The organism is Microbacterium sorbitolivorans, from assembly GCF_003327285.1.
In the GTDB taxonomy this organism is placed as follows: Bacteria; Actinomycetota; Actinomycetes; order Actinomycetales; family Microbacteriaceae; genus Microbacterium; species Microbacterium sorbitolivorans.
In genome coordinates this window covers 406561-431560 of record NZ_KZ848475.1, presented here as the reverse complement: position 1 = coordinate 431560, position 25000 = coordinate 406561, and the positions used below count along the sequence as shown (strand labels likewise).

18 protein-coding genes are annotated in these 25000 nt (G+C 69.3%); 13 read left to right on the top strand and 5 right to left on the bottom strand.

Annotation, left to right across the window (positions count from 1 at the left end; translation table 11 throughout):
- The first annotated feature begins 74 nt into the window (after positions 1 to 74).
- The 8 genes from DTO57_RS10910 (at position 75) to DTO57_RS10875 (ending at position 9762) form a co-directional block, all read left to right on the top strand.
- Positions 75 to 1100: a LacI family DNA-binding transcriptional regulator gene (locus DTO57_RS10910; protein ID WP_114118258.1), complete on the top strand. Its 1026-nt coding sequence runs from the start codon at positions 75 to 77 to the stop codon at positions 1098 to 1100.
- Positions 1101 to 1146: 46 nt separating this feature from the next.
- Positions 1147 to 2823 carry an ABC transporter substrate-binding protein gene (locus tag DTO57_RS10905; protein WP_114118257.1) on the top strand — a complete coding sequence of 559 codons (1677 nt, stop codon included), beginning with the start codon at positions 1147 to 1149 and terminating at the stop codon, positions 2821 to 2823.
- An 89-nt stretch (positions 2824 to 2912) separates the two neighbouring features.
- Positions 2913 to 3890, top strand: a complete 978-nt coding sequence (locus DTO57_RS10900) for an ABC transporter permease (protein WP_114118256.1) — start codon at positions 2913 to 2915, stop codon at positions 3888 to 3890.
- A gap of 13 nt (positions 3891 to 3903) precedes the next feature.
- Positions 3904 to 4869, top strand: coding sequence for an ABC transporter permease (locus DTO57_RS10895; protein WP_114118255.1), 966 nt, complete (start codon positions 3904 to 3906; stop codon positions 4867 to 4869).
- Entirely contained in the window at positions 4866 to 5774 is a 909-nt protein-coding gene (locus tag DTO57_RS10890) for an ABC transporter ATP-binding protein (protein WP_114118254.1), read from the top strand. Before DTO57_RS10895 ends, DTO57_RS10890 begins: the two co-directional genes overlap by 4 nt.
- On the top strand, positions 5774 to 6712 hold the full coding sequence (locus DTO57_RS10885; RefSeq protein ID WP_114118253.1) for an ABC transporter ATP-binding protein: 939 nt from the start codon (positions 5774 to 5776) through the stop codon (positions 6710 to 6712). Before DTO57_RS10890 ends, DTO57_RS10885 begins: the two co-directional genes overlap by 1 nt.
- Positions 6705 to 8219: a glycoside hydrolase family 32 protein gene (locus tag DTO57_RS10880; protein WP_114118252.1), complete on the top strand. Its 1515-nt coding sequence runs from the start codon at positions 6705 to 6707 to the stop codon at positions 8217 to 8219. The genes DTO57_RS10885 and DTO57_RS10880 overlap by 8 nt, the downstream gene beginning before the upstream one ends.
- Complete coding sequence (locus DTO57_RS10875) at positions 8209 to 9762, top strand: glycoside hydrolase family 32 protein (protein WP_114118372.1); 1554 nt, start codon at positions 8209 to 8211, stop codon at positions 9760 to 9762. Before DTO57_RS10880 ends, DTO57_RS10875 begins: the two co-directional genes overlap by 11 nt.
- A gap of 3 nt (positions 9763 to 9765) precedes the next feature.
- Here the strand turns inward: DTO57_RS10875 and DTO57_RS10870 are convergent, their stop codons facing one another.
- Positions 9766 to 11835, bottom strand: coding sequence for an acyltransferase family protein (locus DTO57_RS10870; RefSeq protein ID WP_162785750.1), 2070 nt, complete (start codon positions 11833 to 11835; stop codon positions 9766 to 9768).
- 77 nt (positions 11836 to 11912) lie between these two features.
- Between DTO57_RS10870 and DTO57_RS10865 the strand changes: the two genes are divergently transcribed.
- From DTO57_RS10865 to DTO57_RS10850, 4 genes are all read left to right on the top strand, one after another.
- Positions 11913 to 13685 carry a cation:proton antiporter gene (locus DTO57_RS10865; RefSeq protein WP_114118250.1) on the top strand — a complete coding sequence of 591 codons (1773 nt, stop codon included), beginning with the start codon at positions 11913 to 11915 and terminating at the stop codon, positions 13683 to 13685.
- A gap of 137 nt (positions 13686 to 13822) precedes the next feature.
- Positions 13823 to 15280 (top strand): DUF3375 domain-containing protein, encoded by a 1458-nt coding sequence (locus tag DTO57_RS10860; RefSeq protein ID WP_162785749.1) that lies wholly within the window; start codon positions 13823 to 13825, stop codon positions 15278 to 15280.
- Positions 15273 to 15980, top strand: a complete 708-nt coding sequence (locus tag DTO57_RS10855) for a DUF4194 domain-containing protein (protein ID WP_114118248.1) — start codon at positions 15273 to 15275, stop codon at positions 15978 to 15980. Before DTO57_RS10860 ends, DTO57_RS10855 begins: the two co-directional genes overlap by 8 nt.
- Positions 15977 to 19300 (top strand): ATP-binding protein, encoded by a 3324-nt coding sequence (locus DTO57_RS10850; RefSeq protein WP_114118247.1) that lies wholly within the window; start codon positions 15977 to 15979, stop codon positions 19298 to 19300. The genes DTO57_RS10855 and DTO57_RS10850 overlap by 4 nt, the downstream gene beginning before the upstream one ends.
- 827 nt (positions 19301 to 20127) lie before the next feature.
- Here the strand turns inward: DTO57_RS10850 and DTO57_RS10845 are convergent.
- The 4 genes from DTO57_RS10845 to DTO57_RS10830 are packed head-to-tail and all read right to left on the bottom strand — an operon-like array spanning position 20128 to position 22244.
- A complete protein-coding gene (locus tag DTO57_RS10845; protein WP_114118246.1) occupies positions 20128 to 20592 on the bottom strand; it encodes an acyl-CoA thioesterase in 465 nt (154 codons plus the stop codon).
- Positions 20593 to 20629: 37 nt separating this feature from the next.
- A complete protein-coding gene (locus DTO57_RS10840; RefSeq protein WP_114118245.1) occupies positions 20630 to 20845 on the bottom strand; it encodes a helix-turn-helix domain-containing protein in 216 nt (71 codons plus the stop codon).
- Positions 20842 to 21564, bottom strand: coding sequence for a hypothetical protein (locus DTO57_RS10835; RefSeq protein ID WP_114118244.1), 723 nt, complete (start codon positions 21562 to 21564; stop codon positions 20842 to 20844). Before DTO57_RS10835 ends, DTO57_RS10840 begins: the two co-directional genes overlap by 4 nt.
- Complete coding sequence (locus tag DTO57_RS10830; RefSeq protein ID WP_114118243.1) at positions 21561 to 22244, bottom strand: hypothetical protein; 684 nt, start codon at positions 22242 to 22244, stop codon at positions 21561 to 21563. Before DTO57_RS10830 ends, DTO57_RS10835 begins: the two co-directional genes overlap by 4 nt.
- Before the next feature lie 165 nt (positions 22245 to 22409).
- Between DTO57_RS10830 and DTO57_RS10825 the strand changes: the two genes are divergently transcribed.
- A complete protein-coding gene (locus tag DTO57_RS10825; RefSeq protein ID WP_114118242.1) occupies positions 22410 to 24938 on the top strand; it encodes an ATP-dependent Clp protease ATP-binding subunit in 2529 nt (842 codons plus the stop codon).
- Positions 24939 to 25000: the final 62 nt, after the last annotated feature.

Here is a 25000-nt window from a genome sequence, read left to right as displayed (position 1 = left end):
ACCCGTTGACGCGGGTTAGTAAAGCGGGTAAGTTGATTTTTCACACCCGCAATCTCACTGACACCGGAGTCGACATGGCACGTAAGCGCCCCGCCACGATGGCGGACATCGCGCACGCCGCTGGCGTGAGCCGCACCACGGTGTCGTTCGTGCTCAACGACCGCACCGACGTCATGATCCCCGAGGCCACGCGCGACCGCGTTCACCGCGCCGCCGCCGACCTCGGCTACCGCCGAAACGCCGCCGCGCAGGCGCTCGCGAAGCAGAGCAGCGGCCTCTTCGGCCTCGTCACCGAGATCGTCACCTCGCCCTTCGCGGTCGACATCATCCGCGGCGCGCAGCAGCACGCCTGGGAACAGGACCGCTTCCTCCTCATCGCCCCGAGCGAAGACGAGCAGGCGCTCGAGCCCGCCGCGATCGAGAAGCTGCTTGAGCAGCGAGTCGACGGCCTGATCCTCGCCGCGACGTGGCACCGCGCGATCCGGGTTCCCGAGATCGTGAAGGACGTGCCCTGCGTGCTCGTCAACTGCTACGACGAGGAGGGCGTGCTGCCCTCCGTCGTGCCCGACGAGGTCGCGGGCGGCCGCCGCGCCGCGCGCGCCTTCATCGAGGCGGGGCACACCCGCATCGGACACATCACCCTCGCCGAGGGGATCCCCGCGCAGGTCGGCCGGCTCGCGGGCTTCCGCACCGAGCTCGCCGAGGCGGGCATCGTCCTCGACGACGACCTCGTCCGCGCGGGCGACGCAACGGCCGAGAGTGGCTACACCGAGGGACGCGCCCTCCTCGACCGGCCCGACCGGCCGACGGCAATTTTCTGCGGCAACGACCGCATCGCGATGGGTCTCTACGACGCCGCGAAAGAACTGGGGCTCTCGATCCCCGAAGACCTCTCCGTCGTCGGCTTCGACGATCAGGAGATCCTTGCCGCATACCTGCGGCCCGGGCTCACCACCGTCGCTCTTCCGTTCGCGGAAATGGGCGCGGTGGGGGTGAGCATGCTCACCGCAATGACAGCGGGCAGCACGATCGACGACACGCACGTCGTGATCGACTGCCCACTGCGAATTCGCTCGTCCGTTGGGCCGGTAACCCCGTGACGAGCATCCCCTCCGCATCGATGAAGTACTCGGAAGGATAACTTCGATGATATCTGCACGCACTCGCGGGCGGCGCTTTGCTGGCGCCCTCGTGGCCACCGCGGCGGCGACGACGCTGCTGCTCGCTGGCTGCACCGCCGACACCTCCTCCTCGCAGGGCGGTGACGGATCCGGCACGATGCTCACCATTCCGCGCGAAGACATGGGCACGTTCAGCCGCAACTTCAACCCGTTCTCGCCCAACGCGGCACCGATGACGCAGCAGGCGATCTACGAGTCGCTGCTCATCTACAACCCCGCCGACGGCAGCACTGTGCCGTGGCTGGCCGAGTCGTGGGAGGCATCCGGCGACGGCCTGACGCTCACGTTCCACCTGCGCGACGGCGTGAAGTGGTCCGACGGCGAGCCGTTCACGGCGACCGACGTCGCCACGACCTTCGCGCTGCAGCAGCAGATCGTCGAGGGCAGCTTCCCCTACGTCGAGGGCGTCGAAGCGGCCGACGACGCGACCGCGGTCTTCACGCTGTCGGAGCCGTTCTCGCCCGGCCTCTTCGAGGTCGGCCAGCAGATCATCGTGCCGGATCACGTGTGGGCAGATCAGGCGGATCCCGACCGCTTCGAGAACCCCGAGCCGGTCGGCACGGGCCCCTACACCGAGGTGTCGAACTTCCAGACGCAGTCGTTCGACCTGCTGCCGAACCCGAACTACTGGCAGCCCGACAAGCAGCAGATCGCGGGCGTGCGCATGCTCGCCTTCGCGGGCAACGACGGCGCGAACCTCGCCGCCATCAACGGCGATGTCGACTGGGCGCCGCAGTTCATGCCCGACATCCAGACGACCTACGTCGACCGCGATCCGGAGCACCGCCACTACTGGTTCCCGCCCACCGGCTCGATGGTCAACTGGCAGCTCAACACGACCGAGGAGATGTTCTCGGATCCGGAGGTGCGCAAGGCGCTGAGCCTCGCGATCGACCGCGAGCAGATCGTCGACGTCGGCATGGCCGGCTACACGATCCCCGCCGATTGCTCGGGCCTGTCGGGCTCGTACGAGACGTGGAAGGACGCCTCGCTCGACGGCGAGTGCGGCTGGATCGCCTTCGACCCGGAGGAGGCGGGCAAGATGCTCGACGAGGCCGGATACGAGCTCGGATCCGACGGCACCCGCACGACGCCGGACGGCGAGCCGTTCGCGTTCGACATCTCGGTCGGCTCGACCTCGACCGACTGGCTGTCGGTCGCGAACATCATCTCGCAGAACCTCACGGATATCGGGGTGACCGCGACGGTCAACGCCCCCGACTGGGCCGCCGTCACGGCGGGCTACGAGCAGGGCGACTTCGACTCGGGCATCGTGTGGAGCGACAACGCGCCCACGCCGTACCAGTACTACCGCTCGCTCATGTCGAGCGAGACGCTGAAGCCGGTCGGCGAGCAGACGTTCTCGAACTACCACCGCTTCAGCGACCCCAAGGCCGACGAGCTGATCGACGCCTTCGCGGCGACGTCCGACGAGGCCGAGCAGCACGACATCGTGAACCAGCTGCAGCAGCTCTACGTCGACGACGCCCCCGTCGTGCCGCTCTTCCCCGGCCCCGAGTGGGGCGCCTACACCGACGCGCGCTTCACGGGCTGGCCCACCGAGGACAACCCCTACGCGACGCTGTCGACGCGTTCCCCCACGACCGTGCTGGTGCTGACCTCGCTTCAGCCCGCCGCCTGACCGCTCCCACGGCGATCGCGCACTCCGCGGGGCCGGGCCACCGGGCCCGGCCCCTGCGGGTCGCGCTCTCCTGACGTGAAAGGACCGTCATGAGATTCATCCTGCGTCGTCTGGGGTTCTACCTCGTGGCGTTCTGGCTCTCCATCACCCTCAACTTCCTCCTGCCGCGGCTCATGCCGGGCGACCCGGTCTCGCGCATGCTGTCCCGCTCGCAGGGCCAGCTGGATCCGTCGCAGATCGACTCGCTCCGCCGCCTCCTCGGCGTCGACGACCGCCCCTGGTGGGAGCAGTACCCCGAGTACCTGTGGCGCGTGATCACGGGCGACCTCGGTATCTCGATCTCGCGCTTCCCGACTCCCGTCACCGAGGTCATCGGCAGTCAGCTCCCGTGGACCCTGCTGCTCGGATTCACGTCGCTCGTTATCGCCGTGATCATCGGCAACCTGCTCGGGATCCTCGCCGCCTGGCGGCGCGGGAGCGTGCTCGACTCGTTCGTGCCGCCCTTCCTGATCTTCCTCGGCTCGTTCCCCTACTTCTGGCTCGCGATGGGCCTGCTCTACGTCTTCGGCATCGGGCTCGGCTGGGCGCCGCTCAGCCACGCGTTCTCGGTGGGGCTGCAGCCTTCGTTCAGCTGGGTCTTCATCAGCGACGTCGCGGCGCACCTCATCATGCCGGCGCTCTCGATCGTGTTCGTCTCGATCGGCGGCTGGATGCTCGCGATGCGCAATACCATGATCGGCACGAACAGCGAGGACTACATCCTCATGGCCGAGGCGAAGGGCCTGCGCCCGTCGCGCATCATGTTCGCCTACGCCTCGCGCAACGCGATGCTCCCGGCGGTGACGAACATCGGCATGAGCATCGGCTTCATCGTCGGCGGCGCGCTGCTGACCGAGGTCGTGTTCGCCTACCCCGGCGTCGGCTACCAGCTGATGGCCGCGGTGCAGGGCCTCGACTACCCGCTCATGCAGGGCATGTTCCTGACGATCACGGGCGCGGTTCTGCTCGCGAACTTCCTGATCGACATCATCTACGTCCGCCTCGACCCGCGCGTGCGGGTGTCCTGAGAGGGGATCCATCATGGCTTCAACGAAGACCGAAGCGCTCGCGATGACGCCGAAGCGCGGCTCGCGCGGCGGCGCGCGGTTGTTCCGCAACCTCGGCCGCAATGGCAAGGCCATCGCCGGCATCGCGATCCTCGTCGTGTTTATCGCCGCCGCGCTCCTCGCGCCGGTGTTTTTCCCCGAGGATCCGTCGCGGATCCTGAGCGGGGGAGCGACCCCGCCGAGCCTCGAACACCTGCTCGGCACGACCGCCAAGGGGCAGGACGTGCTCGCGCTGACCCTGTGGGGCGCGCGTTCCTCGCTCCTCGTGGGCTTCGCGGCGGGGATCCTCGCGACCATCGTCGCGATCCTCGTCGGGCTCGCGGGCGCCTACTTCGGTGGCGTGCTCGACGACATCCTGAGCCTCGCGACCAACGTGTTCCTTCTCATCCCCGGCCTGCCGCTGCTCGTGATCCTCGCGGCCTTCATGCCGCCGGGGCTCGGCACGGTCGTGATCGTGCTCGTTATCACGGGCTGGGCGGGCGGTGCCCGCATCCTGCGCTCGCAGGGCCTGTCGATCCGCGGCAAGGACTACGTGGCGGCGTCGATCGTGGCGGGCGAGAGCCCGCTGCGCATCATGCTGCGCGATATCCTGCCGAACATGGCCTCGATCGTCATGTCGACGCTGCTCGGCTGCATCATCGGATCCATCGGCGCGCAGGCGGGCCTCGAGTTCCTCGGCCTCGGCGACTCCAACACGATCTCGTGGGGCACGAACCTCTTCTGGGCGACGAGCGACGGTTCGCTCATGCTCGGCCAGTGGTGGATCTTCGTGCCGTCGGGTCTCGCGATCGCCCTCGTGGCCTTCGCCCTGGCCCTGTGCAACTACGCGGTCGACGAGATCACGAACCCCCGGCTCCGCAAGCCGCGCAGGGCCGCGAGCGCGAACGCGCCGACCCTCGTGACGGTCGGCGCCGACGACGGAAAGGGGGCGCGCTCATGAGCGCACTTCTCGACATCGAAGACCTCGTCGTCGAATACGTGAGCGACGAGCGGTCGGTGCGCGGCGCCGATCGGGTGAGCTTCTCGATCACGCCGGGCGAGATCCTCGGCCTCGCGGGCGAGTCCGGCTGCGGCAAGTCGACGGTCGCGAACGCGATCATGCGGCTGCTGAAGGATCCCGCCCGCATCAGCGGCGGATCGATCCGTTTCGACGGTAGCGACGTGCTGCAGATGAGCGCTGACGAGCTGCGCTCGTGGCGCTGGCGCGAGACGGCCATGGTGTTCCAATCGGCCATGAACTCGCTCAACCCGGTCATGCGCATCGCCGATCAGATCATCGACGTGCTCCGCACCCACAACTCCATGTCTCGCGCCGCGGCCCGCGCCGAGGCCGTGCGGCTCATGGAGCTCGTTCGCATCGACCCCGACCGGCTGAAGGCGTATCCGCACCAGCTCTCGGGCGGCCAGCGCCAGCGCGTCGTCATCGCGATGGCGTGTGCCCTGCGGCCGCGCCTGCTGATCCTCGACGAGCCCACGACGGCGCTCGACGTTGTCGTGCAGCAGGAGATCCTCGCCCAGATCAAGGATCTGCAGAAGGAGTTCGGCTTCTCGGTGCTGTTCATCACGCACGACATGTCGCTCATGCTCGAGCTCTCCGACCGCATCGGCGTCATGTACGCCGGCCGCATCGTCGAGCTCGCGCCCGCGAGCGTGCTGAAAAACGGCGCCCGCCACGCCTACACGCAGGCGCTCCTCGGGGCGTTCCCCTCGATCACCGGCCCGCGCCGCCGCCTCACGGGCCTCGCCGAGGGCACCCGCTTCACCGACATCGGCGACCTCGTCGAGGTCGCGCCCGGCCACTTCGTCGCGCCGGGCGACGCCACCCTGAAAACCGAGGAGCTGTGATGAACGCACAGGCTGACGCCCCGGCGATCCGCATCGCGGGGCTCGACAAGACCTTCATCCAGGGCGGGTTCCGCTCGCGGCGCGAGGTCAAGGCGCTGAACGGCATCGACCTCGAGATCGGCCGCGGCGAGATCGTCGCCCTCGTGGGCGAATCCGGATCCGGAAAATCGACGCTCGCGCGCTGCATTGCGCGCCTCGAGTCGCCCGATCGCGGCGTCATGGAGGTCTTCGGCGAGGACGTGCTGCGCACCCAGCGCCGGCGCGCGTCGAAGGCGTACCGCAGCGATGTGCAGATGGTGTTCCAGGATCCGTTCGGGTCGCTCAACCCGACCCAGCGCATCGAGCACGTGCTCGCGCGCTCGCTGCGGCTGCACGGCAAGGCGAGGCCCGACCTCCGGGCGCAGCTCGTCGAGCTCGTCGAGTCGGTGGGGCTCCCCGCCGACGTGCTGAGCTCGTTCCCGCACGAGATGTCGGGCGGCCAGCGCCAGCGCATCGCGATCGCGCGCGTGCTGGCGGTCGAGCCGAAGGTGATCCTCGCCGACGAGCCCACGTCGATGCTCGACGTCTCGGTGCGCATCGGCGTGCTGAACCTGCTCGCGAAGCTGCGCGACGAGCACGGCATCGCGATCCTGTACGTCACCCACGACCTCGCGTCGGCGCGCTATCTCGCCGACCGCATCATCGTGATGCACCGCGGCACGCTCGTCGAGGGCGGCGAGTCGCTCGCGCTCCTCGACGCGCCGCGCCACCCCTACACGCGGATGCTCGTCGGCGCGGTGCCGGATCCCGAGCGCACCGCGCCGTTCGACCCCGTCGAACGCGAAAACTACCGCGTGCAGATCGCCGACTGGGCCGCGTCCCCGTCCGAGCGCGTGGTCATCAACGAAGATTCCGGCCACTGGGCCTGGATGCCCAAGGAGGCAGCCCGACATGCATGACACCCTGCGAGAGCTCGCGGTCGCGGATCCGCTGCGCCCCGGATACCACTTCACGTCGCCCGCCGGCTGGCTGAACGACCCCAACGGAACGTGCCAGCGTGACGGCGTCTTCCACCTCTTCTACCAGTACAACCCCGAGTCGCCGCAGCACCGCTCGATCCAGTGGGGCCACGCGACGAGCACAGACCTCGTGAGCTGGAGGGACCTGCCGATCGCGCTCGCGCCGTCGGAGGGCCCCGACGCCGAGGGCTGTTGGTCGGGCGTGCTCGTCGACGACGGCGGGCGCCCCGTTATCGTCTACTCGGGCCACGCCGAGGGCCGCCAGACGGCGTGCCTCGCGTACGGCGACGAGAGCCTCACGAGCTGGACGAAGGAGCCGGGCAACCCCGTGCTCGAGCGGCCCGAGGGCGTCGACGTCACCGAGTTCCGCGACCACGCCGTGTGGCGCGAGGGCGGATCCTGGCGCCAGATCATCGGCAGCGGCATCCGCGGCGAGGGCGGCACCGCCTTCCTCTACTCCTCCGACGACCTGAAGGAGTGGAGCCTCATCGGCCCGCTCGCGGTTGGCGACGCCGACGCGCTTCCGGACGACGACCCGCTGTGGACGGGCACGATGTGGGAGTGCATCGACTTCTTCCGCCTGCGCCCCGACGGATCCACCGCCGCGCCCGACGGCGAGAGCGGCGAAACCCACGTGCTGATCTACTCGGCGTGGGACGACGGCCGCACGATGCACCCGCTCGCGGCGACGGGATCCTACGACGGCCGCGCCTTGTCGATCGAGCGCACCCAGCGCCTCGACCTCGGCGGCCGGCACGCGTACGCGCCGCAGACCTTCGTCGACGAGGCAGGCCGGCGGATCCTGTGGAGCTGGATGCAGGAGGCGCGCAGCGATGCCGCGATGGTTGAGGCCGGCTGGTCCGGCGCGATGGCGCTCCCGCGCACGCTCGCGCTCGACGAGTCGGGCACGATCCGGCAGAGTCCGGTGGCCGAGCTCGAGGGCGCGCGCGGCGCGCGGCTCGCGTGGTCCGGCGGTGAAAAGAGTGCGATCTCGCGGGGGACGCGAGCGGAGCTCGCGTTCGAGGCGCGGATCCCGGAGGGATCCGGCGTCGGCGTCGACCTCTTCGCGAGCGACGACGGATCCGAGCGCACGACCCTGCGCCTCGGCCGCGACGCGGCGGGCGACGTCACGATCGAGCTCGACCGTTCGGCGTCGTCGCTCGGCGAGGGCCTCGACACCAGGGCCCATACCGGCGTCGTGCCGGGCGCGGGGGAGACGGTGGCGGTGCGCGCGTTCCTCGACGGATCCTCGCTCGAGGTGTTCGTCGACGGCATCGCGACGACGACGCGCGTGTACCCGACCCGCGACGACGCGGACGGGATCCGCGTCGGGGCTCGGGGCGGCGCCGCCGTCGCGAACCTCGAGGGCTGGGAGATGCTCGATCAGGAGCAGCCCGTGCGGCAGATGCTGCCGGGCGCGAGCGAGGGTGACGGTCATGAGCGGTGAGGGCATGTCGCGCCGCACACTCTTCGCCGGCGCCGGGGCCGCGGCCCTCGGGGCGGTCGTGATGGGCTCCGCACCCGACGCCGCGCAGGCGGCGGCCGGTGCCAAGTCTCGCGGCCGCCAGCGCCAGCGGCCGGGCTTCCACTTCAGCGTTCCCGACAATTGGAAGAACGATCCGCAGCGGCCGGTCTACGTCGACGGCGAGTACCTGTACTACTACCTCTATAACGAGGACTACCTCGCGGGCGGCGGTGGCACGTCGTGGCGCCTCGCGACGACGCGCGACCACGTGGCCTTCACCGACCGCGGTGTCGCAATCCCGAAGTTCACGAACGACAACGGCGACTGCTGGTCGGGCAGCGCCGTCGTCGATACCGACGACACGGCGGGCTTCGGCGCGGGAGCGGTCGTGGCGATCGTGACGCAGGCGCCGGGCGGCGTGCAGGCGCAGTACCTCTGGTACTCGACCGACGGCGGGCGCTCGTTCGCTCCGGCGCAGGACGCGCCCGTGCTGGCGAACCCCGGGCAGGCCGACTTCCGGGATCCGAAGGTCGTGTGGGACGCTGATCGCGGCCGCTGGCTGCTGCTCAACGCGGAGGGCGACCGCCTCGGCTTCTACGCCTCCGCGAACCTGCGGTCGTGGGAGCGCGTGGGCGAGTTCGTGCGCGACGACCTCGGCCTGCTCGAGTGCCCCGACCTCTTCCAGATGCAGGCCGACGATGGCACGCTGCAGTGGATCCTCGGCACGAGCGCCAACGGCAAGGGCCGCGGGCTCCCCGCGACCTACGCCTACTGGACGGGTGCGTTCGACGGATTCTCGTTCGTGCCCGCGCACGACGAGCCGCTCTGGCTCGACTGGGGCTTCGACTTCTACGGCGCGGTGACCTACCCGGATCACCTCGCCGATGGCAGCGAGAACCCGCGCCTTCGCCGCGCCATCGGCTGGGCGAACTTCTGGGACTACCCGCACAACACCCCGACGCTCGCGACCGACGGGTACAACGGCGACGACATGATCGTGCGCGAGCTGCGGCTCGTCGCGGCGGGCGGCGGCTACGCGCTCGCCTCGACGCCGCCCGCCGCGCTCGAGGGCTACGCGACCGCGACGCACGAGATCGGCGACGTCGCGGTCGCGGGCACGCACGACCTCGACGTGCGCTCCGGATCCTTCGAGCTGCGCTGCGAAATCGTCTGGGATCCGGCGGACCGGCCCGGCAACGTCGGCTTCGAGGTGCTCCGCGCCCCGGGCGGCGGTCGCCACGTCGCCGTGGGCGCCTTCCTCGACGGGCCGTTCGCGTACGTGAACCGGCGCCCGACGATCAACCCGACGGGCGGCGAGTCCCAGACCCCGATCGACCCCGAGGCGGGGCGATTGGAGATCCGGATCCTCGCCGACCGCACGAGCGTCGAGTGCTTCTTCGGCGACGGGACGGTCGTGCACTCGCACCGGGTGTTCCCGCTCGAGGGCGATAGCGCCATCAGGCTCTACGCGAACGACGGCCGCGCGACGTTCCGCGGGTTGACGATCCGCGAGCTGTCGGTGTGACGACTACTGCAGGACGTCCTGTAGCTCGCGGCCGAGCGCCGGGGCGACCTGCTCGACCCAGATGCGGTTGAGGTGCGAGTCGTCGGCGTAGATCGCGGTGTCGCCCGCGAAGAGCGGGCAGCCGGCGTCGGCGCACACGAAATCGGTCGTGTCGAAGAAGAAGCCGCCAGCGGCCTCGGCGCTCGCCTGGGTGATGTCGTTGCTGTCGCGCTCGACGCTCTCGCCGGTCACGAGGCACTCGTCCTGCGACGCGTCGGGGGCGTCGACGCAGTCGTTGGGCTTCGCGTCGGGGCGCGCGGGCACGTCGCCGAGCGCGACGACGGTCTCGGCTATCGTCGACATCTGCGTGACCTCTTCCGTGACGGCCGAGGCCCACTGCTCGTCGATCGTCTTGCCGTCGACGTCGTCGCGCATGTGCAGCATGCCGCGCGCTCCGAGGATCACGACGTCGGGGTCGAGCTCGGCGACCTGCTCGTTCGTGAAGTCGCGGAAGTCGTCGCACTCGCTCTGGTCGCGGCCGTCCGAATCCTGCACGACGGGGTATGCGGCGCAGGCCAGCTTGATAAACGGCACGACCTTGAAGCCGTGGTCCTTGCCGATGATGTCGAGCGCGGGGATCCACATGGCGGCGTGCGAGTCGCCGATGATCGCGATCGTCTCCTCGGCGCTCGTGTCGCCGAACGCGCAGACGTCGGCGTCGCGCTCGTCGGCGCCGGCGTAGCACTCGCCGCCGACGAGGTCGCTCCACTTGGCGTCTTGAATCGTGTCGCTGTCGATATCGGGCGGCACGGGCGCGCCCGACTCGGCGATCTCGACGGCCTCGTTGAGCGTGTCCTGCACATCGTCGATGTTGTCGACCTCGACCTGCTGGTAGCCGTGCTCGTCGAAGTACTCCTCGGCGGCCTGCTGCTGCGCGGCGGCGCGCACGTCGCCGAGCATCGTCGCGCCGAGAACCGTCGCGATCACGAGAACGACGCTGGCGGGCCAGAACCACAGGGTGCGAAGGCCCGGCAGGCGCCAGTTCTGGAAGGTCTTCTCGATGAAGTGGTAGCTGAGCGCCGAGAGCGCGATCGAGATCGCGACGATGAGCAGCGCCGTGACCGACCAGCGCAGCTGCGGGAAGGCGAGCGGCACCGCGAGCGCGACGGGCCAGTGCCACAGGTACAGCGAGAACGAGATGTCGCCGATGTAGCGCACGGGCGCCCACGAGGCGATGCGGCCCGTCAGCGTCGAGGGTCCGGCGGCGAGGAGCAGCGCCGTGCCCACGACGGGCACGATCGCGTGCCAGCCGGGGAACGGCGTCAGCTCGGTGAAGGCGAAGGTCGCGTAGACGAGGATCCCGAGCCCGCCGATGCCGGCGACGTGCCGCCAGCGCGAGGTCAGCGGCGCCGACATCACGCACGCGAGCAGGGATCCGGCGGCGAGCTCGAAGGCGCGCGCCGCGGTGTTGAAGTAGGTCGGCTCGGGGATCACGGCGGTCGAGACGATCGAGTATCCGAGCGAGAGCGCGAAGACGACGGCCGAGACGATCGCGAAGCCGCGCTTGCCGTAGCGGGGCACGACGAAGAGCACCAGCAACGGCCAGACGATGTAGAACTGTTCCTCGACGGCGAGCGACCAGTAGTGCTGGAACATGCTCGGGTCGTCGACCGAGAAGTAGTCGGCGCCCGAGAAGGCGAGGTGCCAGTTCGCGAGGAACACGCTCGTCCATGACGCGTCGACGGCGGTCTGGTCGAGGCGCGCCTGCGAGCCGGTGAGCAGCACGTAGGCGATGACCGCGATCGTGACGACGGTCGCGGCGGGCAGGATCCGCCTCGCACGGCGCACGTAGAACTGCGCGATCGAGATCGTGCCGCTGCGGTCGACCTCGCGCAGCAGCAGCTGGGTAATGAGGTAACCCGAGATGACGAAGAAGACGTCGACTCCGATGAAGCCGCCCTCGGCGCCCGGTGTGCCGACGTGCGCGATCACGACGAGCGTGACCGCCAGGGCGCGCAGGCCCTGAATGTCTGGGCGCCAGGCGGCGGAGGTGCGAGCGGTGGTGCTCGGCTTCTCGGTCGTCGAGGTACTCATCTTCCCAGAATAGTTACCGATTTGTGACATTTCTATGAGAGGGTGGAAAGGCGCAAAGTGCGCAATAAAATCGGAAGATGGATGTCGATCTGATCTTTGTGATGGCGGGTGCCGTCGCGGTTGCGGGTATCGCGCGGTGGCGCGGATGGCCCGCCCCGCTGGTCGTGACGGGCGTCGCACTTCTCGTGTCGTTCCTGCCCTTCGTGCCGAACATCGACATCGACGGTGAGCTTCTGCTGACGGCGACCTTGCCGCCGCTGCTCTACTCCGCGGCGCTCGACGCGTCGTTCACGAGCTTCAAGCAGGCGCTGCCGCACGTGCGCAGGCTCGGCATCGGGCTCGTCGCCGTCAACGCGGCGGTCATCGGCTTCATCGCCTACCACCTCATGCCCGAGATCGGCGTGGCGGGCGCCCTGCTGCTCGGCGCCATCGTCGGCCCGCCCGACGCGGTGTCGGCCGCGGCGATCGGCCGCAAGCTCGGCCTCCCGCGCCGCGTCATGACGGTGCTGAGCGGCGAGAGCCTCATCAACGACGCCACGAGCCTCACGATCGTGCGCGTGTTCGCGGCCGTCGCCGCGGGCGCGACGGTCACTGTCTGGCAGGGCCTCTGGGAATTCGTCCTGGCGGTCGGCGTCGGTGTCATCATCGGCATCCTCCCGGGCATGCTGCTGCACCAGCTGCGCACGCGCCTCGACGACCCGACGGTCACGGGCACGCTAAGCCTGCTCATGCCGTTCGGCGTATATATCCTCGCCGAGCACCTGCACGGATCCGGCGTGCTCGCCGTCGTCGCGATGGGCTTCTACGTCGGCTACCACTCGCCGCGAACCTCTTACTCGCAGCGCCAACACGACAAGCCGCTCTGGCACTCGGTCGACTTCATCCTCGAGAGCTTCGTCTTCGCATACGTGGGTCTGCAGCTGCCGTCGGTCATCCGCACCGTCACGAGCGCGCGCGGATCCGACACACTCGTCCTCGCGGGCGTCGTGTTGCTCGCCGTCATCGTGATCCGCCCGATCTTTGTTTTCGGCTCGTACGAGTGGGGCCAGTTCTGGCAGAAGGTCAAGCTGCGGCGCTGGAAGCACGCCGTCGAGGCCTATCAGATCGACCCGACGAGCAGGGCCGCGAGACCGGTCGTCATCAAGAAACGACGCAACGCGCGCCTTCCCGTCGCGCCCACGAAGCAGGCCATCAAGCGCCGCGTGCTCGAGCCGACCCTGTCGTGGCAGGAGCGCCTCGTCGTGTCCTGGTCCGGCATGCGCGGCGTCGTCACGCTGGCGCTCGCCGTGGCGCTTCCCGACCTGACCGAGCACGCGATGCCGGGCGGCCACGTCGCCGACCTCGTCGCCGTGGCCTACATCGTGACGGTCGGCACCCTGCTGCTGCAGGGCCTCACCCTGCCGCTGCTGATTCGCGGCCTCAAGGTCACCTCGAGCGCCGACATCGCGTCGGACAACCGCGAGATCGCGCGCATGCGCACCGCCGCGGGCGAGGCGGGTATCGAGTACCTGCGCGAGCAGCAGCAGTCGTGGGTCGAGAAGTACGGCGTCGAGTCGGTCGACGCGTTCAACCGCTTCTCGCGCGGGCTGCTGCGCATCGAAAAGGGATCCGACCAGGGCGAGCGCGACCTCGACAGCGTGACGCAGAAGATCGCCGTCGGCGGCATCGGGCGCATCACCTACGACGACCTGCACGAGCTGTCGCGGGGCTGGCTCGCGGTGCGCCGCCGCGTGGCGTTCGAGCAGTGCCGCGCCGGCAACCTCAGCGAGGAGGTCATGCGCGAGGTCTTCGCCGCCATCGACGCGGAAGAACTGGTGCTCGACACGAAGGGCTCCCTCCGGAAGGAGTAACCCCCGCCCTCCCTCCTCGCCGAAAGCACAAGCTTCACGCGAGCGCCTACGTTATTTCGTATCCGCTCGGATAAAGCTTGTGCTTTCGCGGATCCGGGGGTGGGAGAATCGAGGGTCTGTCCGAAAGAAGGGGATCCGTGAGCTCCATTCCACGCGATGTCGCGCGCCTCGAGCGCGCCCGCGAGAGCGCGGCGCTGAGTCTCGTGCGGTCGCCCTGGGCACCGGTGATCGTGGCGATCTTCCGCGAGGTGTTCTCGCAGGACGCGAAGCAGGTGCGGGCCGAGCGCCTGCACGTGCAGGTCGAGACGTACCTGCTCGAGTTGCGCGACGCGGGCCACGAAGTTCCCGCGCAGGACGACGGCCGGGCTCTCTGCCTCTCGTGGATGCACAGCCAGTGGCTGCGCCGCGTTCCCCTCGAAGACGGCGGCGAGGCGTACGAGCTCACCTCGCACGCCCTCGCGGCGATGCAGATGCACGAGGGCCTGTCGCGCGATCGGGCGCTGCTGAGCGAATCGCGCCTCACGACGATCCTCGACGCCGTGCACCGCTGGGCCGTCGAGGCGGATCCGGATGAATCGACCCGCATCGCGGCGCTCGACGCCGAGATCGCGCGGCTGAAAGCCGAGCGCGAGCGCATTGCGGCGGGCGGCGAGGTCGCCGCGGCCGACGACGAGCGCATGCAGGAGGGCTATAGCGACCTCGTCGACCTCATCGACCAGCTGCCGGGTGACTTCCGCCGCGTCGAGGAGGCCCTCGATCGGATCCACGAGCAGATGGTGCGCGACTTCCGCGCCGACGAGCGGCCGAAGGGCGAGGTGCTGGGGGAGTACCTGGCGGCCTCGGCACACCTCGCCCGGCAGACCCGTGAGGGTCGCGCGTTCGAGGGCGCGCTCACGGTGCTGAGCGACGAGAACCTGCTCGAGGCGTTCCGCGAAGACCTGCGCTCGATCATGGCCCACCCCTTCGCGCGCGAGTTGACGGCCGACGAGCGGGCCGGCTTCGTGCAGGCCGACGCCGTGCTGCGCCGGGGCCTGCGCGACGTGCAGATGCGCCAGCGCCGCGCGTCGCAGTCGCTCGCCGAGTACCTCTCGAGCTACTCCGCCGGATCCGAGCGCGAGCTCACCCGCGCGCTACGCGCGCTCGAGCAGGAGCTCGGCGTGTGGATGGAGACCGCCCGCCCGCGCGACACGGTGCCGATGCCGTGGATGCCCGCGCGCCTCGACATCGATCACCTCCGCACCCGCTTCCACGACCCGGCGGCCGAGGCCCCGGCGCCGAAGCTCGACGACGTGTCGGATCAGCGGCCCGAGTCGCTCGTGCTCGAAGACGTGCGCCGCCAGGGCGGCCCGCTGCTCGGCGAGGTGCGCGAGCAGATCGCCTCGCGCCTGGCCGAGGGCGACTCGCTCGCCGATGCCTTCAACACCCTCCCCGACGACCTGCGCCGCCCCGTCGAGCTCTTCGGTCTCGCCTACCTCGTCTCACACGGCGAGATCGGCGGCGACGCGTCCGCGGGCGGCATCGTCCGCGCCGTTCGACCCGACGGATCCACCCGCGCCTTTACGCTCCCGAACATCACAGGAGACGTCCATGAGTGACGAAGAAGTTTTCGCCCCCACGATCGGCGTCGAAGACGACCACGTCGACACGAAGCTGTCGCTCTTCGACGGCGACGACGGCGGGCTCACGCTCGACCAGCGCCGCTGCCTCATCGTCGTGCTGAAGCACCCCATCATCACCGACGACCGCGCCGAGTGGGCGACGCTCGTGCGCGATAGCCGCATCATCAAGAGCCGCCTCAACGACCTGTTCCTCGACCTCGTGATCGACCGCGAGCGCGGGATCGCGTACAAGGTGCAGATCCGCTCAGGCGAGGTCGGTTACGTGCCGCCGCTCCTGCGCGACGCCGCGTTCACGCGCGAGGAGACCGTGCTGCTCGTGGTGCTGCGCCAGCGGCACCTGGCGGCCAAGGGATCCGGGCTGCCGCGCGCGCACGTCGACCGAGAGGAGCTGCTCGCGGGCATCGACATGTTCCGGCCCGCGCGCTCGACCGACCGCGTCGGCGAGGCGAAGCGCGCCGCGAGCGCCGTCGACTCGCTGGCCCGCGCCGGGATCCTCGTGAAGGCCGGATCCGACGACCGCTTCCTCATCTCCGAGGTGATCGAGCGGCTGCTCTCGATCGACAAGCTGTACGAACTGCTGGCGTGGCTGAAGGCGCAGAACGCGCCCGGCACGCCCCGCGACGACGAGGGCCCCGAGGCGAGCGTCGCGTTCGATGACGAGGAGGACGCCGAGTGAGCGATCTGCTGATTGCCGGCTACGACGACGAGACCGCCCAGTGGCGCGCAGAGAGCCTGCAGGTCGTCAACTGGGGCGGCTTCCACGGCCACCACACGACGCGCTTCGACGAGCACGCGACGCTGATCTCCGGCGGATCCGGAACCGGCAAGTCGACGCTGCTCGACGCCTACACGGCGCTCATGATGCCGTCGACGGTGCCGTTCAACGGCGCCTCGAACGACGCGACCGTCGGCCGCGCCCGCGGCGCCGACCAGCGCAACGTGCTCACCTATCTGCGCGGCAAGAGCGACACCGTCGGCGACGTCGACAAGGTGCTCCGAGGCGACGGATCCGCGGTGTGGGGCGCGGTCGCGGCGACCTTCGTCGACGGATCCGGTCGCCAGTACACCGCGATGCGGGCGTACTTCGCGCCCGCGAACGCGAGCCGCACGGTCGACGTGCGCACGCGCCACTTCACGCTCGAGGGCGGCTTCGACCTCAGCCGCCTGACCGAGTTCGCCGACTCGCGTTTCGACCCCCGCGCCGTGCGCGCGGCGTTCCCGGGCCTCAAGAACCACGAGACGACGCAGGACTTCCTCTACGCCGTCGCGGCCCGCCTCGGCATCGGCGAGGGCGGCGATAGCGACAACGCCCTGCGGCTGCTCGCGCGGATCCAGGCCGGGCACCAGGTGCGCACCGTCGACCGCCTCTTCAAGGAGATGGTGCTCGAGCGCCCGTCGACCTTCGCGGCCGCCGATGCCGTGCTCGAGCAGTTCCACGCCCTGCGCCAGAGCCACGAGTCGCTCGCGACCGCCGAGGCGAAGGAGAAGATGCTCGCAGACATCGCGGGCCTCTACGAGCAGTACACGGCGGCGCGCGAGCGCACGACGCGGCTCGACCGTTACGGCGTCGCGCAGGATCCGCTCTCGGCGACCCCGTTCCGGCTCTGGCAGCTGCGCACCGAGCAGCGCCTGCTCGAGGCCGACGCCGATAGCAACCGCGAGGCGCGCGACGCCGCGAAGGCCGCCGTCACGACGGCGCGCGCCGAGGAGGCGTCGCTCGCCGTCGAGGTCGAGGAGCTGAAGCAGCAGCGCGCCTCGGGCGGCGGCGACCAGCTGTCGCGCATCGACGCCCGCCTCGCCGAGGCCGAGGTACGCGCCGCCCGCATCGCCGAGGCCCGCCGAGCCCTCGAGTCGCGCATCGCCGAGGTTGAGGTGTCGCTCGACGACGCCGAGGCCTTCGCCGCAGCCAAGCGCGTCGCGCGCGACTACCTGGCCGGCGTCGACGACTCGCTCGCCGACATCAAGCGCCGCCGCGACGAGGCTGTCGTCGGGGCGGGCGAGCTGCGCCGCACGCAGCGCGAGCTGGCGGGCGAGCTGACGTCGCTGCGCTCGCGCGACAGCCGGATCCCGGACGCCTTCGACCGCGCGCGGCGCGAGATCGCGCGCGCCGCGGGGCTGGATCCGGCGGAGCTGCCCTTCGCCGCCGAGCTGATCGACGTGCGACCCGAGTTCGACGACTGGCGCCTCGCCGCCGAGGCGACGCTCGGCGGGCTCGGCATGACGCTGCTCATGGACGCCCGCCGCCAGAAGCAGATCCGCACCGCGATCGACGGCATCCAGCTCGAGCGCCGCGTGCGCTTCGAGGGCGTCGACCTCGACGCCGAGGCCCCCGAACTCGACGACGAGCGCTACATCTCCGGCCGCCTGGCGTTCAAGGCCTCGCCCTTCGCGGGCTGGGTGCGCGCCCAGGTCGCGCAGCGCGACCACCTGTGCGCCGACTCGGCCGCGCAGCTGGGCGGCGAGACCCGCGCCGTGACGATCACGGGCCAGACCGCCGACGGACGCCGCGGCGCACACGGCCGCGACCCGCGCGAGCGGGGGATCCTGGGCTTCTCGAACGAGGCGCAGCGCGGCGAGATCGAGTCGGAGATCGCCTCGCTCGATGCCCGCATCGACGAGCTCGAGACCGCGCGCGCCGCGTGCGAGCGCGAGCAGGAGGCCGTCGCGGCCCTCGCGAGCGCGCACCGCCGCATCGCGGAGGCCGACTGGGAGTCGATCGATCCGGATCCGGTGCTCGCGCTCGCGGCCGACCTGCGCCAGCAGCGCGCGGCCGTGCTCGACACGTCCGACGCGCTCGCGGGCGTCGAGGAGCGACTCGCCGCCGCCGAGGAGGGGCTCGAGGGCGCCCGCCGCCTGCGCTTCCGCGCCGAGGCCGAGCTCGAGGCGCTGAACGATGCGTGGAGCGCGCTCGTCGACCGACAGGACGCGTCGTACGTCGAGCTCGAGCGCATCGAGGAAGCCACCGAGATCGATGACGACGACGCCGCGCACCTCGACGCCGAGCTCGCCCGCATCGAGCCCGACGTCACCGCCGATGGCTTCGAACGGGTGCTCGCGCGCCTGCGCGACGAGCTGACCGCGAGCGTGAGGCGCGAGGTCGTCGCGGGCGATCAGGCCGCCGCGTCGCTCGAGCGCATCTTCCGCGCGTACGACGAGAAGTGGCCGGATCCGAACCGCGGCACCTCCGTCGACGCTTACGACGAGTATGCGGCGATCTACGACGAGATCACGCGCGACGGCCTGTCGGTGCACCGCCTCGAGTTCCGCCGCCACATTCAGGACGTGTCGTCGACCGATCTGAAGATGCTGAGCGACTCGTTCGGCCACGCGCTGCAGTCGATCCGCGAGCGGCTGGATCCGGTCGACGAGATCCTCGGCGGCCTCGCCTTCGCCTCCGACACCGACCGGCTGCGCATCGAGATGCGCCACCTGCACCCGGAGCGCGTCGAGCGCGTGCGCGCGCGGCTGCGCGACCTGGCCGAGGCGAAGTCGACGACCTGGACCGACGAGGAGGCCGACCGCCGCTTCGCCGAGCTGCAGGAGTTCATCGACCTCATCGACCAGCCCGAGGACGGCACGAACCCGCACCGCGAGGAGCTGCTCGACGTGCGCCGCCACATCGAGATCACGGCGAGCCGCATCGCGCCCGACGGATCCGTCGTGTCGACCTACTCGACCCTCGGCGACAAGTCGGGTGGCGAATCGCAGGAGCTCGTGGCGTTCGTCGTCGGCGCCGCCCTGCGCTATCAGCTGGGCGACCAGACCCGCTCGTGGCCGCGCTTTGCCCCCGTGTTCCTCGACGAGGGCTTCGTGAAGGCCGATAGCGCCTTCACCGGGCGTGCGATCGGGGCGTGGCTCGGCCTCGGATTCCAGATCATCGTCGTCGCCCCGCTCGACAAGGTCACGGCCCTCGAGCCCCACATGGGGCTGAACCTCGCGGTCACCAAGACCCCTGGGGGGTATTCGTTCATCACGACCTTCGAGGATGCGGCGTAGGGGACTTGGCTCTGGCCCTGGCCCTGGCTCTGGCCCGCATCTGCGGAGTTGACCCCAATCTGCGGACCCATATCCCTTCCGGCTCCGCAGTAGGGGACCATCTCCGCAGTTAGGGTGCGCCCACCCCTCATCTGGCGTAGCCTCTGCCCCGACGACCCGCATCTGCGGAGTTGGCCTCGAACTGCGGATCCATATCCCTTCTGGATCCGCAGTACGGGACCACTTCCGCAGTAAGGGTGCGGTCGGCCCGACGGGAAGTGCCTCACACTGCGGAGCCCCCGACCCGCATCTGCGGAGATGACCCCAATCTACGGATCCATATGCCTTCCGGCTCCGCAGTAGGGGACCATCTCCGCAGCAAGCGCGCGGTTGCGCCGACAGAAGTGCCCCACACCGCGGAAGCACCCGACCCGTATCTACGGAGTTGACCCCAAACCGCGGGTCCACATGCATTTCGGCTCTGCAGTATGGGGTCATCTCCGAAGTAAGGGCGCGGGCGCCCCCACTGGAAGTGCCCGCACCGCGGAGGCCCCTGACCCACATCTACGGACTTGACCCCGAGCTACGGATCCACAAGCCTTTCGGCTCCGCAGTAGGGGACCACTTCCGCAGTTACGGCTCAGCCCCGCGCACCTGACCCACATCTGCGGAGATGACCCCGAACTACGGATCCATATGCCTTCCGGATCCGCAGTAGGGGACCATCTCCGCAGTTACGGCGCAGCGCCCCGCGCCCGACCCACAACTACGGAGATGACCCCAAGCTGCGGACCCACATCCCCTCCGGATCCGCAGTTCGGGGCCATCTCCGCACTTACGACAACCCGCTACCGCCGCCGGTACGCGATCGGATCCTCGACATAGGGCTTCCACGCGGCCCGCACCTCGGCGGGCAACCGCGTGGGCGCACCCGTCATGCTGTCGACGAGCACGACGGTGACGCTCGAACGGGCGTAGCAGACCTGCCCGTCGGGGCTCATGACCTCGTAGCAGATTTCGACGCTGGATCCGCCGAGCCGGCCGATCCACACCTGAATATCCAGCGGATCCCGCCCATAGGGCGCGGGTGCGAGGTACTCGATCTCCTGCCGGGCGACGAGCGTGCGAGCGGATCCGCCGCCCGATACGGTGTCTTCGTCGAAGACGGCGAGCGGGCTGTCTTCGAGGCCCTCCTCGCGCCAGAAGGCGCGGAGTCGCGCCTCCTCGAGGATCTTCATCATCGACACGTTGTTGATGTGGCCGAGGGTATCTTGATCGCCCCACCGGCGATGAACGGGAATGTGCACGCGCATGGTCCCATCGTGGCCCCGCCGCGGGCCTAGGGAAAAATCACCGCGCCCGCACGAGCAGCTCGCCGACCTCGCAATCGAGGGCCTCGCAGATCGCGATGAGGGTCGTGAAGCGGATCGCCTTCGCCCGGTCGTTCTTGAGGATCGACAGGTTCACGATGCTCACGCCGACCGCGTCGGCGAGGGCAGTGAGCGTCATATTGCGTTCGGCGAGTAGCTCGTCGAGGCGGCAGTGGATTCCGGAAAGTTCGGTCATACGAGCCCCTCCGTATCGCTCTGCAATCGGGATCCGTGCCGGAAGATCGCCGCGAAGGCGGCGCAGAGGAGCGCGCCTCCGAGGGGGAAGAGCGTGAGCGACACCTGCACCGATTGTGTGAGGTTGACGCTCGAGAGCGCGAGGTACTCGCCGAATGGCGAGACGATGCTCCCTAGGGTCCCGGTCGCGAGGATGACTCCGGCAGCGATCCAGAGCGAGCGGATTACCGTGCGGCCGAACGTGCGCCCGCGGATCGTTTCGAAGCACACGACGGCGACGAGCGCGAATGGTGTGAGGACGGCGATCGTCGTGAGGAACTCGCCGACTGCGAGGAGTGCGCGTGCGCCGAGAGCGATGCCGTCGATGTCTACTCGCGTCGTTGAGCTTGCGATGCAGTCCACCCAGGGCCCGCTACCCGTGCGATCGCCCTCGACAAAGTGTCCGCACGGAAGGGCATCTGCGGAGTTCAGGGATACGTGCGATGTCGTGATCGTGGCGCGCTCATTGACGAGGGCCGCGCCCAAGCGAATGATCCCGAAGATCGCGCCCAGCCCGGTGATCCACGACGACAGCGTGAAAGTGGTGTCGAGTGCGATCGTTCGGCTGCCACGGCGCCGGCCGCGCGCGATCACCCAGAAGGCGATCGCCGCAACGAACAGTATCGCGAGCGCGAGGAACCCGAGGGTCTCGCCGACAGAGCTACCGCCAACGCTGATCATACGAGCCCCTCCGTATCGCTCTGCAATCGGGATCCGTGCCGGAAGATCGCCGCGAAGGCGGCGCAGGCGAGGGCGACGAGCGCCGGCCACCAGGGCACGGTGAAGCTATAGAAGACGTCGGCGTCGGCGGGGAGGACCTCCGCCGCCGCGAGGCCGGCGCCCATGACGCCGAGAATCGGGCCGGCGGATCCGAGGAGCAGTGCGACGGCGCCGCAGATCAGGAACAGGCGGGGGATCCGCTCGGGGAAAACCGAGTTGCGCAGTGCGCTGCGGCAGAGGAGGAAGAGGGCGAGCGCGGGCGCCGCGATCGCGAGCGTCGTGCTGAGGGTGCCGAGCTCGACGAGCAGGCGGGGCCCGAACGAGACGCCGGCGGCGAGCCGCTCGGGGCCGGCGCAGAGAACGTTCCCGGATCCGCAATACGGTTCCCAGTCGACGCCGGTGTCGGCGACGTCGACGTCTGCGCCGGTCGCGAGGCGCGCGATCGAGATTACGACGCCGATCGCGGAGAGTCCGAGCCAGATCCCCGCGAACGTGCCCGTCGCGCGCACCGAGAGGCTCGCGGTCGTGCCGTGCGAGCGCGCGATGAGCCACACGACGACCACGACCGCCGCGATCACCGCGATGAACACGCCCAGGGCCGCAAGCCCCGTCCAGATTTCCGTTCCCGCAGTCGTGATCATGAGTCCCTCTCCGACATTATTTACGACAAACGATAACAACGAATATCGTTAAGCGCCAGATATGCCCACGGCGAACACGGCGCCAGAGGGCGGCGAGGCTGATTACCTTAGAAACACGGCGCGTTAGGCGTGCCGTGCGAACCGTCAAGCGCCCGGAGGAGTGACATGTTCGAGAGGTTCACAGACCGTGCCCGCCGCGTGGTTGTTCTCGCCCAAGAAGAGGCGAAGATGCTCAACCACAACTACATCGGTACGGAGCACATCCTGCTCGGCCTCATCCACGAGGGCGAAGGCGTGGCGGCGAAGGCCCTTGAGGCCCTCGACATCTCGCTCGACGCCGTGCGTGAGCAGGTCCAAGACATCATCGGCCAGGGTCAGCAGCAGCCGACCGGCCACATCCCCTTCACGCCTCGTGCGAAGAAGGTCCTCGAGCTGAGCCTCCGCGAGGCACTGCAGCTCGGCCACAACTACATCGGCACGGAGCACATCCTGCTCGGCCTCATCCGCGAGGGTGAGGGCGTCGCGGCCCAGGTGCTCGTGAAGCTCGGCGCAGACCTCAACAAGGTGCGCCAGCAGGTGATCCAGCTGCTCAGCGGCCACCAGGGCGGCAAGGAGCCCGTCGGTGTCGCGCCGGGCGGCCAGGAGTCGCACGAGAACACGGGCAGCGCCAAGGGCTCGCAGGTGCTCGACCAGTTCGGCCGCAACCTCACCCAGTCGGCCCGCGACGGACAGCTCGACCCGGTGATCGGTCGCGAAAAGGAAATCGAGCGCGTCATGCAGATCCTGTCGCGCCGCTCAAAGAACAACCCCGTCCTCATCGGTGAGCCCGGTGTGGGTAAGACGGCGGTCGTCGAGGGCCTCGCCCAGGCGATCGTCAAGGGCGACGTTCCCGAGACGCTGAAGGACAAGCAGGTCTACTCGCTCGACCTCGGTTCGCTCATCGCCGGATCCCGCTACCGCGGTGACTTCGAAGAGCGACTCAAGAAGGTCACGAAGGAGATCCGCACGCGCGGCGACATCATCGTCTTCATCGACGAGATCCACACCCTCGTGGGTGCGGGTGCCGCGGAGGGCGCGATCGACGCCGCCAACATCCTGAAGCCGCTGCTCGCCCGCGGTGAGCTGCAGACGATCGGTGCGACGACCCTCGACGAGTACCGCAAGCACTTCGAAAAGGACGCGGCCCTCGAGCGCCGCTTCCAGCCGATCCAGGTTGCGGAGCCGTCGCTGCCGCACACGATCAACATCCTCAAGGGTCTGCGCGACCACTACGAGGCGTTCCACAAGGTACAGATCACCGACGGCGCGCTCGTCGCGGCGGCGAACCTCGCCGACCGTTACGTGCAGGACCGCTTCCTGCCCGACAAGGCCATCGACCTGATCGATGAGGCAGGCGCCCGCCTGCGCCTGTCGATCCTGTCGAGCCCGCCCGAGCTGCGCGAATTCGACGAGAAGATCGCGGCCGTGCGCGCCGACAAGGAGAAGGCCTCCGAGGAGCAGGACTTCGAGAAGGCAGCCTCGCTGCGCGACGAGGAGAAGCAGCTGCTCGGCGAGCGCCTGCGCCTCGAGAAGCAGTGGCGTTCGGGCGACGTGCAGACCAAGGAGGTCGTCGACGAGGGCCTGATCGCCGAGGTCCTGGCCCAGGCGACCGGCATCCCCGTCTTCAAGCTCACCGAGGAGGAGACCAGCCGTCTCGTCTTCATGGAGCGCGCCCTACACGAGCGCGTCATCGGTCAGGAGGAGGCCATCCAGGCCCTCTCGAAGACGATCCGCCGCCAGCGCGCGGGCCTGAAGGATCCGAAGCGTCCCTCGGGATCCTTCATCTTCGCCGGCCCCACCGGCGTGGGTAAGACCGAGCTCGCGAAGGCGCTCGCCGAGTTCCTCTTCGACGACGAGGACGCGCTGATCAGCCTCGACATGTCGGAGTACGGCGAGAAGCACACCGTTTCGCGCCTCTTCGGTGCCCCTCCCGGATTCGTCGGATTCGAAGAGGGCGGCCAGCTCACCGAGCGCGTGCGCCGGAAGCCGTTCTCGGTCGTGCTGTTCGACGAGATCGAGAAGGCCCACCCGGACATCTTCAACTCGCTGCTGCAGATCCTCGAAGAGGGTCGTCTGACCGATGGTCAGGGCCGCGTGATCGACTTCAAGAACACCGTGATCATCATGACGACGAACCTCGGTTCGTCGGCGATCGCCGGTGGCCCCGTCGGCTTCCAGGTCGAGGGCAACGCGAAGACGACCTACGAGCGGATGAAGGGCAAGGTCGACGAGGAGCTGAAGCGCCACTTCAAGCCCGAGTTCCTCAACCGCGTCGACGACGTCATCGTCTTCCCGCAGCTCAACAAGGAGGAGCTGCTGCAGATCGTTGACCTGTTCGTCAAGCGCCTGGGCGAGCGCCTGCTCGACCGCGACATGTCGATCGAGCTGTCGCAGGCCGCCAAGGAGCGCCTCATCGAGATCGGTTACGACCCGACGCTCGGTGCGCGCCCGCTGCGCCGCGCGATGGTCCGCGAGATCGAGGACCGCCTGTCCGAGTCGATGCTCTCGGGCCAGCTCGAGTCGGGCCACCACATCAAGGTGGACCTCGTCGACGGCCAGTTCACGTTCGAGAACGCGCCGCGCGGTGAGCGCATCGCGGTCGGCGTGAACCAGGGCGGTCTCTCGGCAACGCCCGACATCGCGGCGACCGAGTAAGCACCGCCAGCGCAAGGCCCACCCCACGGGGTGGGCCTTCCGCGTAGGTAAGGGTCGCCAAG

What these genes read in the sequence shown, in the direction of transcription:
- DTO57_RS10910 (WP_114118258.1), top strand. Translation starts at nt 75, where the DNA reads ATGGCACGTAAGCGCCCCGCCACGATGGCGGACATCGCGCACGCCGCT.
- DTO57_RS10905 (WP_114118257.1), top strand. Translation starts at nt 1,147, where the DNA reads ATGATATCTGCACGCACTCGCGGGCGGCGCTTTGCTGGCGCCCTCGTG.
- DTO57_RS10900 (WP_114118256.1), top strand. Translation starts at nt 2,913, where the DNA reads ATGAGATTCATCCTGCGTCGTCTGGGGTTCTACCTCGTGGCGTTCTGG.
- DTO57_RS10895 (WP_114118255.1), top strand. Translation starts at nt 3,904, where the DNA reads ATGGCTTCAACGAAGACCGAAGCGCTCGCGATGACGCCGAAGCGCGGC.
- DTO57_RS10890 (WP_114118254.1), top strand. Translation starts at nt 4,866, where the DNA reads ATGAGCGCACTTCTCGACATCGAAGACCTCGTCGTCGAATACGTGAGC.
- DTO57_RS10885 (WP_114118253.1), top strand. Translation starts at nt 5,774, where the DNA reads ATGAACGCACAGGCTGACGCCCCGGCGATCCGCATCGCGGGGCTCGAC.
- DTO57_RS10880 (WP_114118252.1), top strand. Translation starts at nt 6,705, where the DNA reads ATGCATGACACCCTGCGAGAGCTCGCGGTCGCGGATCCGCTGCGCCCC.
- DTO57_RS10875 (WP_114118372.1), top strand. Translation starts at nt 8,209, where the DNA reads ATGAGCGGTGAGGGCATGTCGCGCCGCACACTCTTCGCCGGCGCCGGG.
- DTO57_RS10870 (WP_162785750.1), bottom strand. Translation starts at nt 11,835, where the DNA reads ATGAGTACCTCGACGACCGAGAAGCCGAGCACCACCGCTCGCACCTCC.
- DTO57_RS10865 (WP_114118250.1), top strand. Translation starts at nt 11,913, where the DNA reads ATGGATGTCGATCTGATCTTTGTGATGGCGGGTGCCGTCGCGGTTGCG.
- DTO57_RS10855 (WP_114118248.1), top strand. Translation starts at nt 15,273, where the DNA reads ATGAGTGACGAAGAAGTTTTCGCCCCCACGATCGGCGTCGAAGACGAC.
- DTO57_RS10845 (WP_114118246.1), bottom strand. Translation starts at nt 20,592, where the DNA reads ATGCGCGTGCACATTCCCGTTCATCGCCGGTGGGGCGATCAAGATACC.
- DTO57_RS10840 (WP_114118245.1), bottom strand. Translation starts at nt 20,845, where the DNA reads ATGACCGAACTTTCCGGAATCCACTGCCGCCTCGACGAGCTACTCGCC.
- DTO57_RS10835 (WP_114118244.1), bottom strand. Translation starts at nt 21,564, where the DNA reads ATGATCAGCGTTGGCGGTAGCTCTGTCGGCGAGACCCTCGGGTTCCTC.
- DTO57_RS10830 (WP_114118243.1), bottom strand. Translation starts at nt 22,244, where the DNA reads ATGATCACGACTGCGGGAACGGAAATCTGGACGGGGCTTGCGGCCCTG.
- DTO57_RS10825 (WP_114118242.1), top strand. Translation starts at nt 22,410, where the DNA reads ATGTTCGAGAGGTTCACAGACCGTGCCCGCCGCGTGGTTGTTCTCGCC.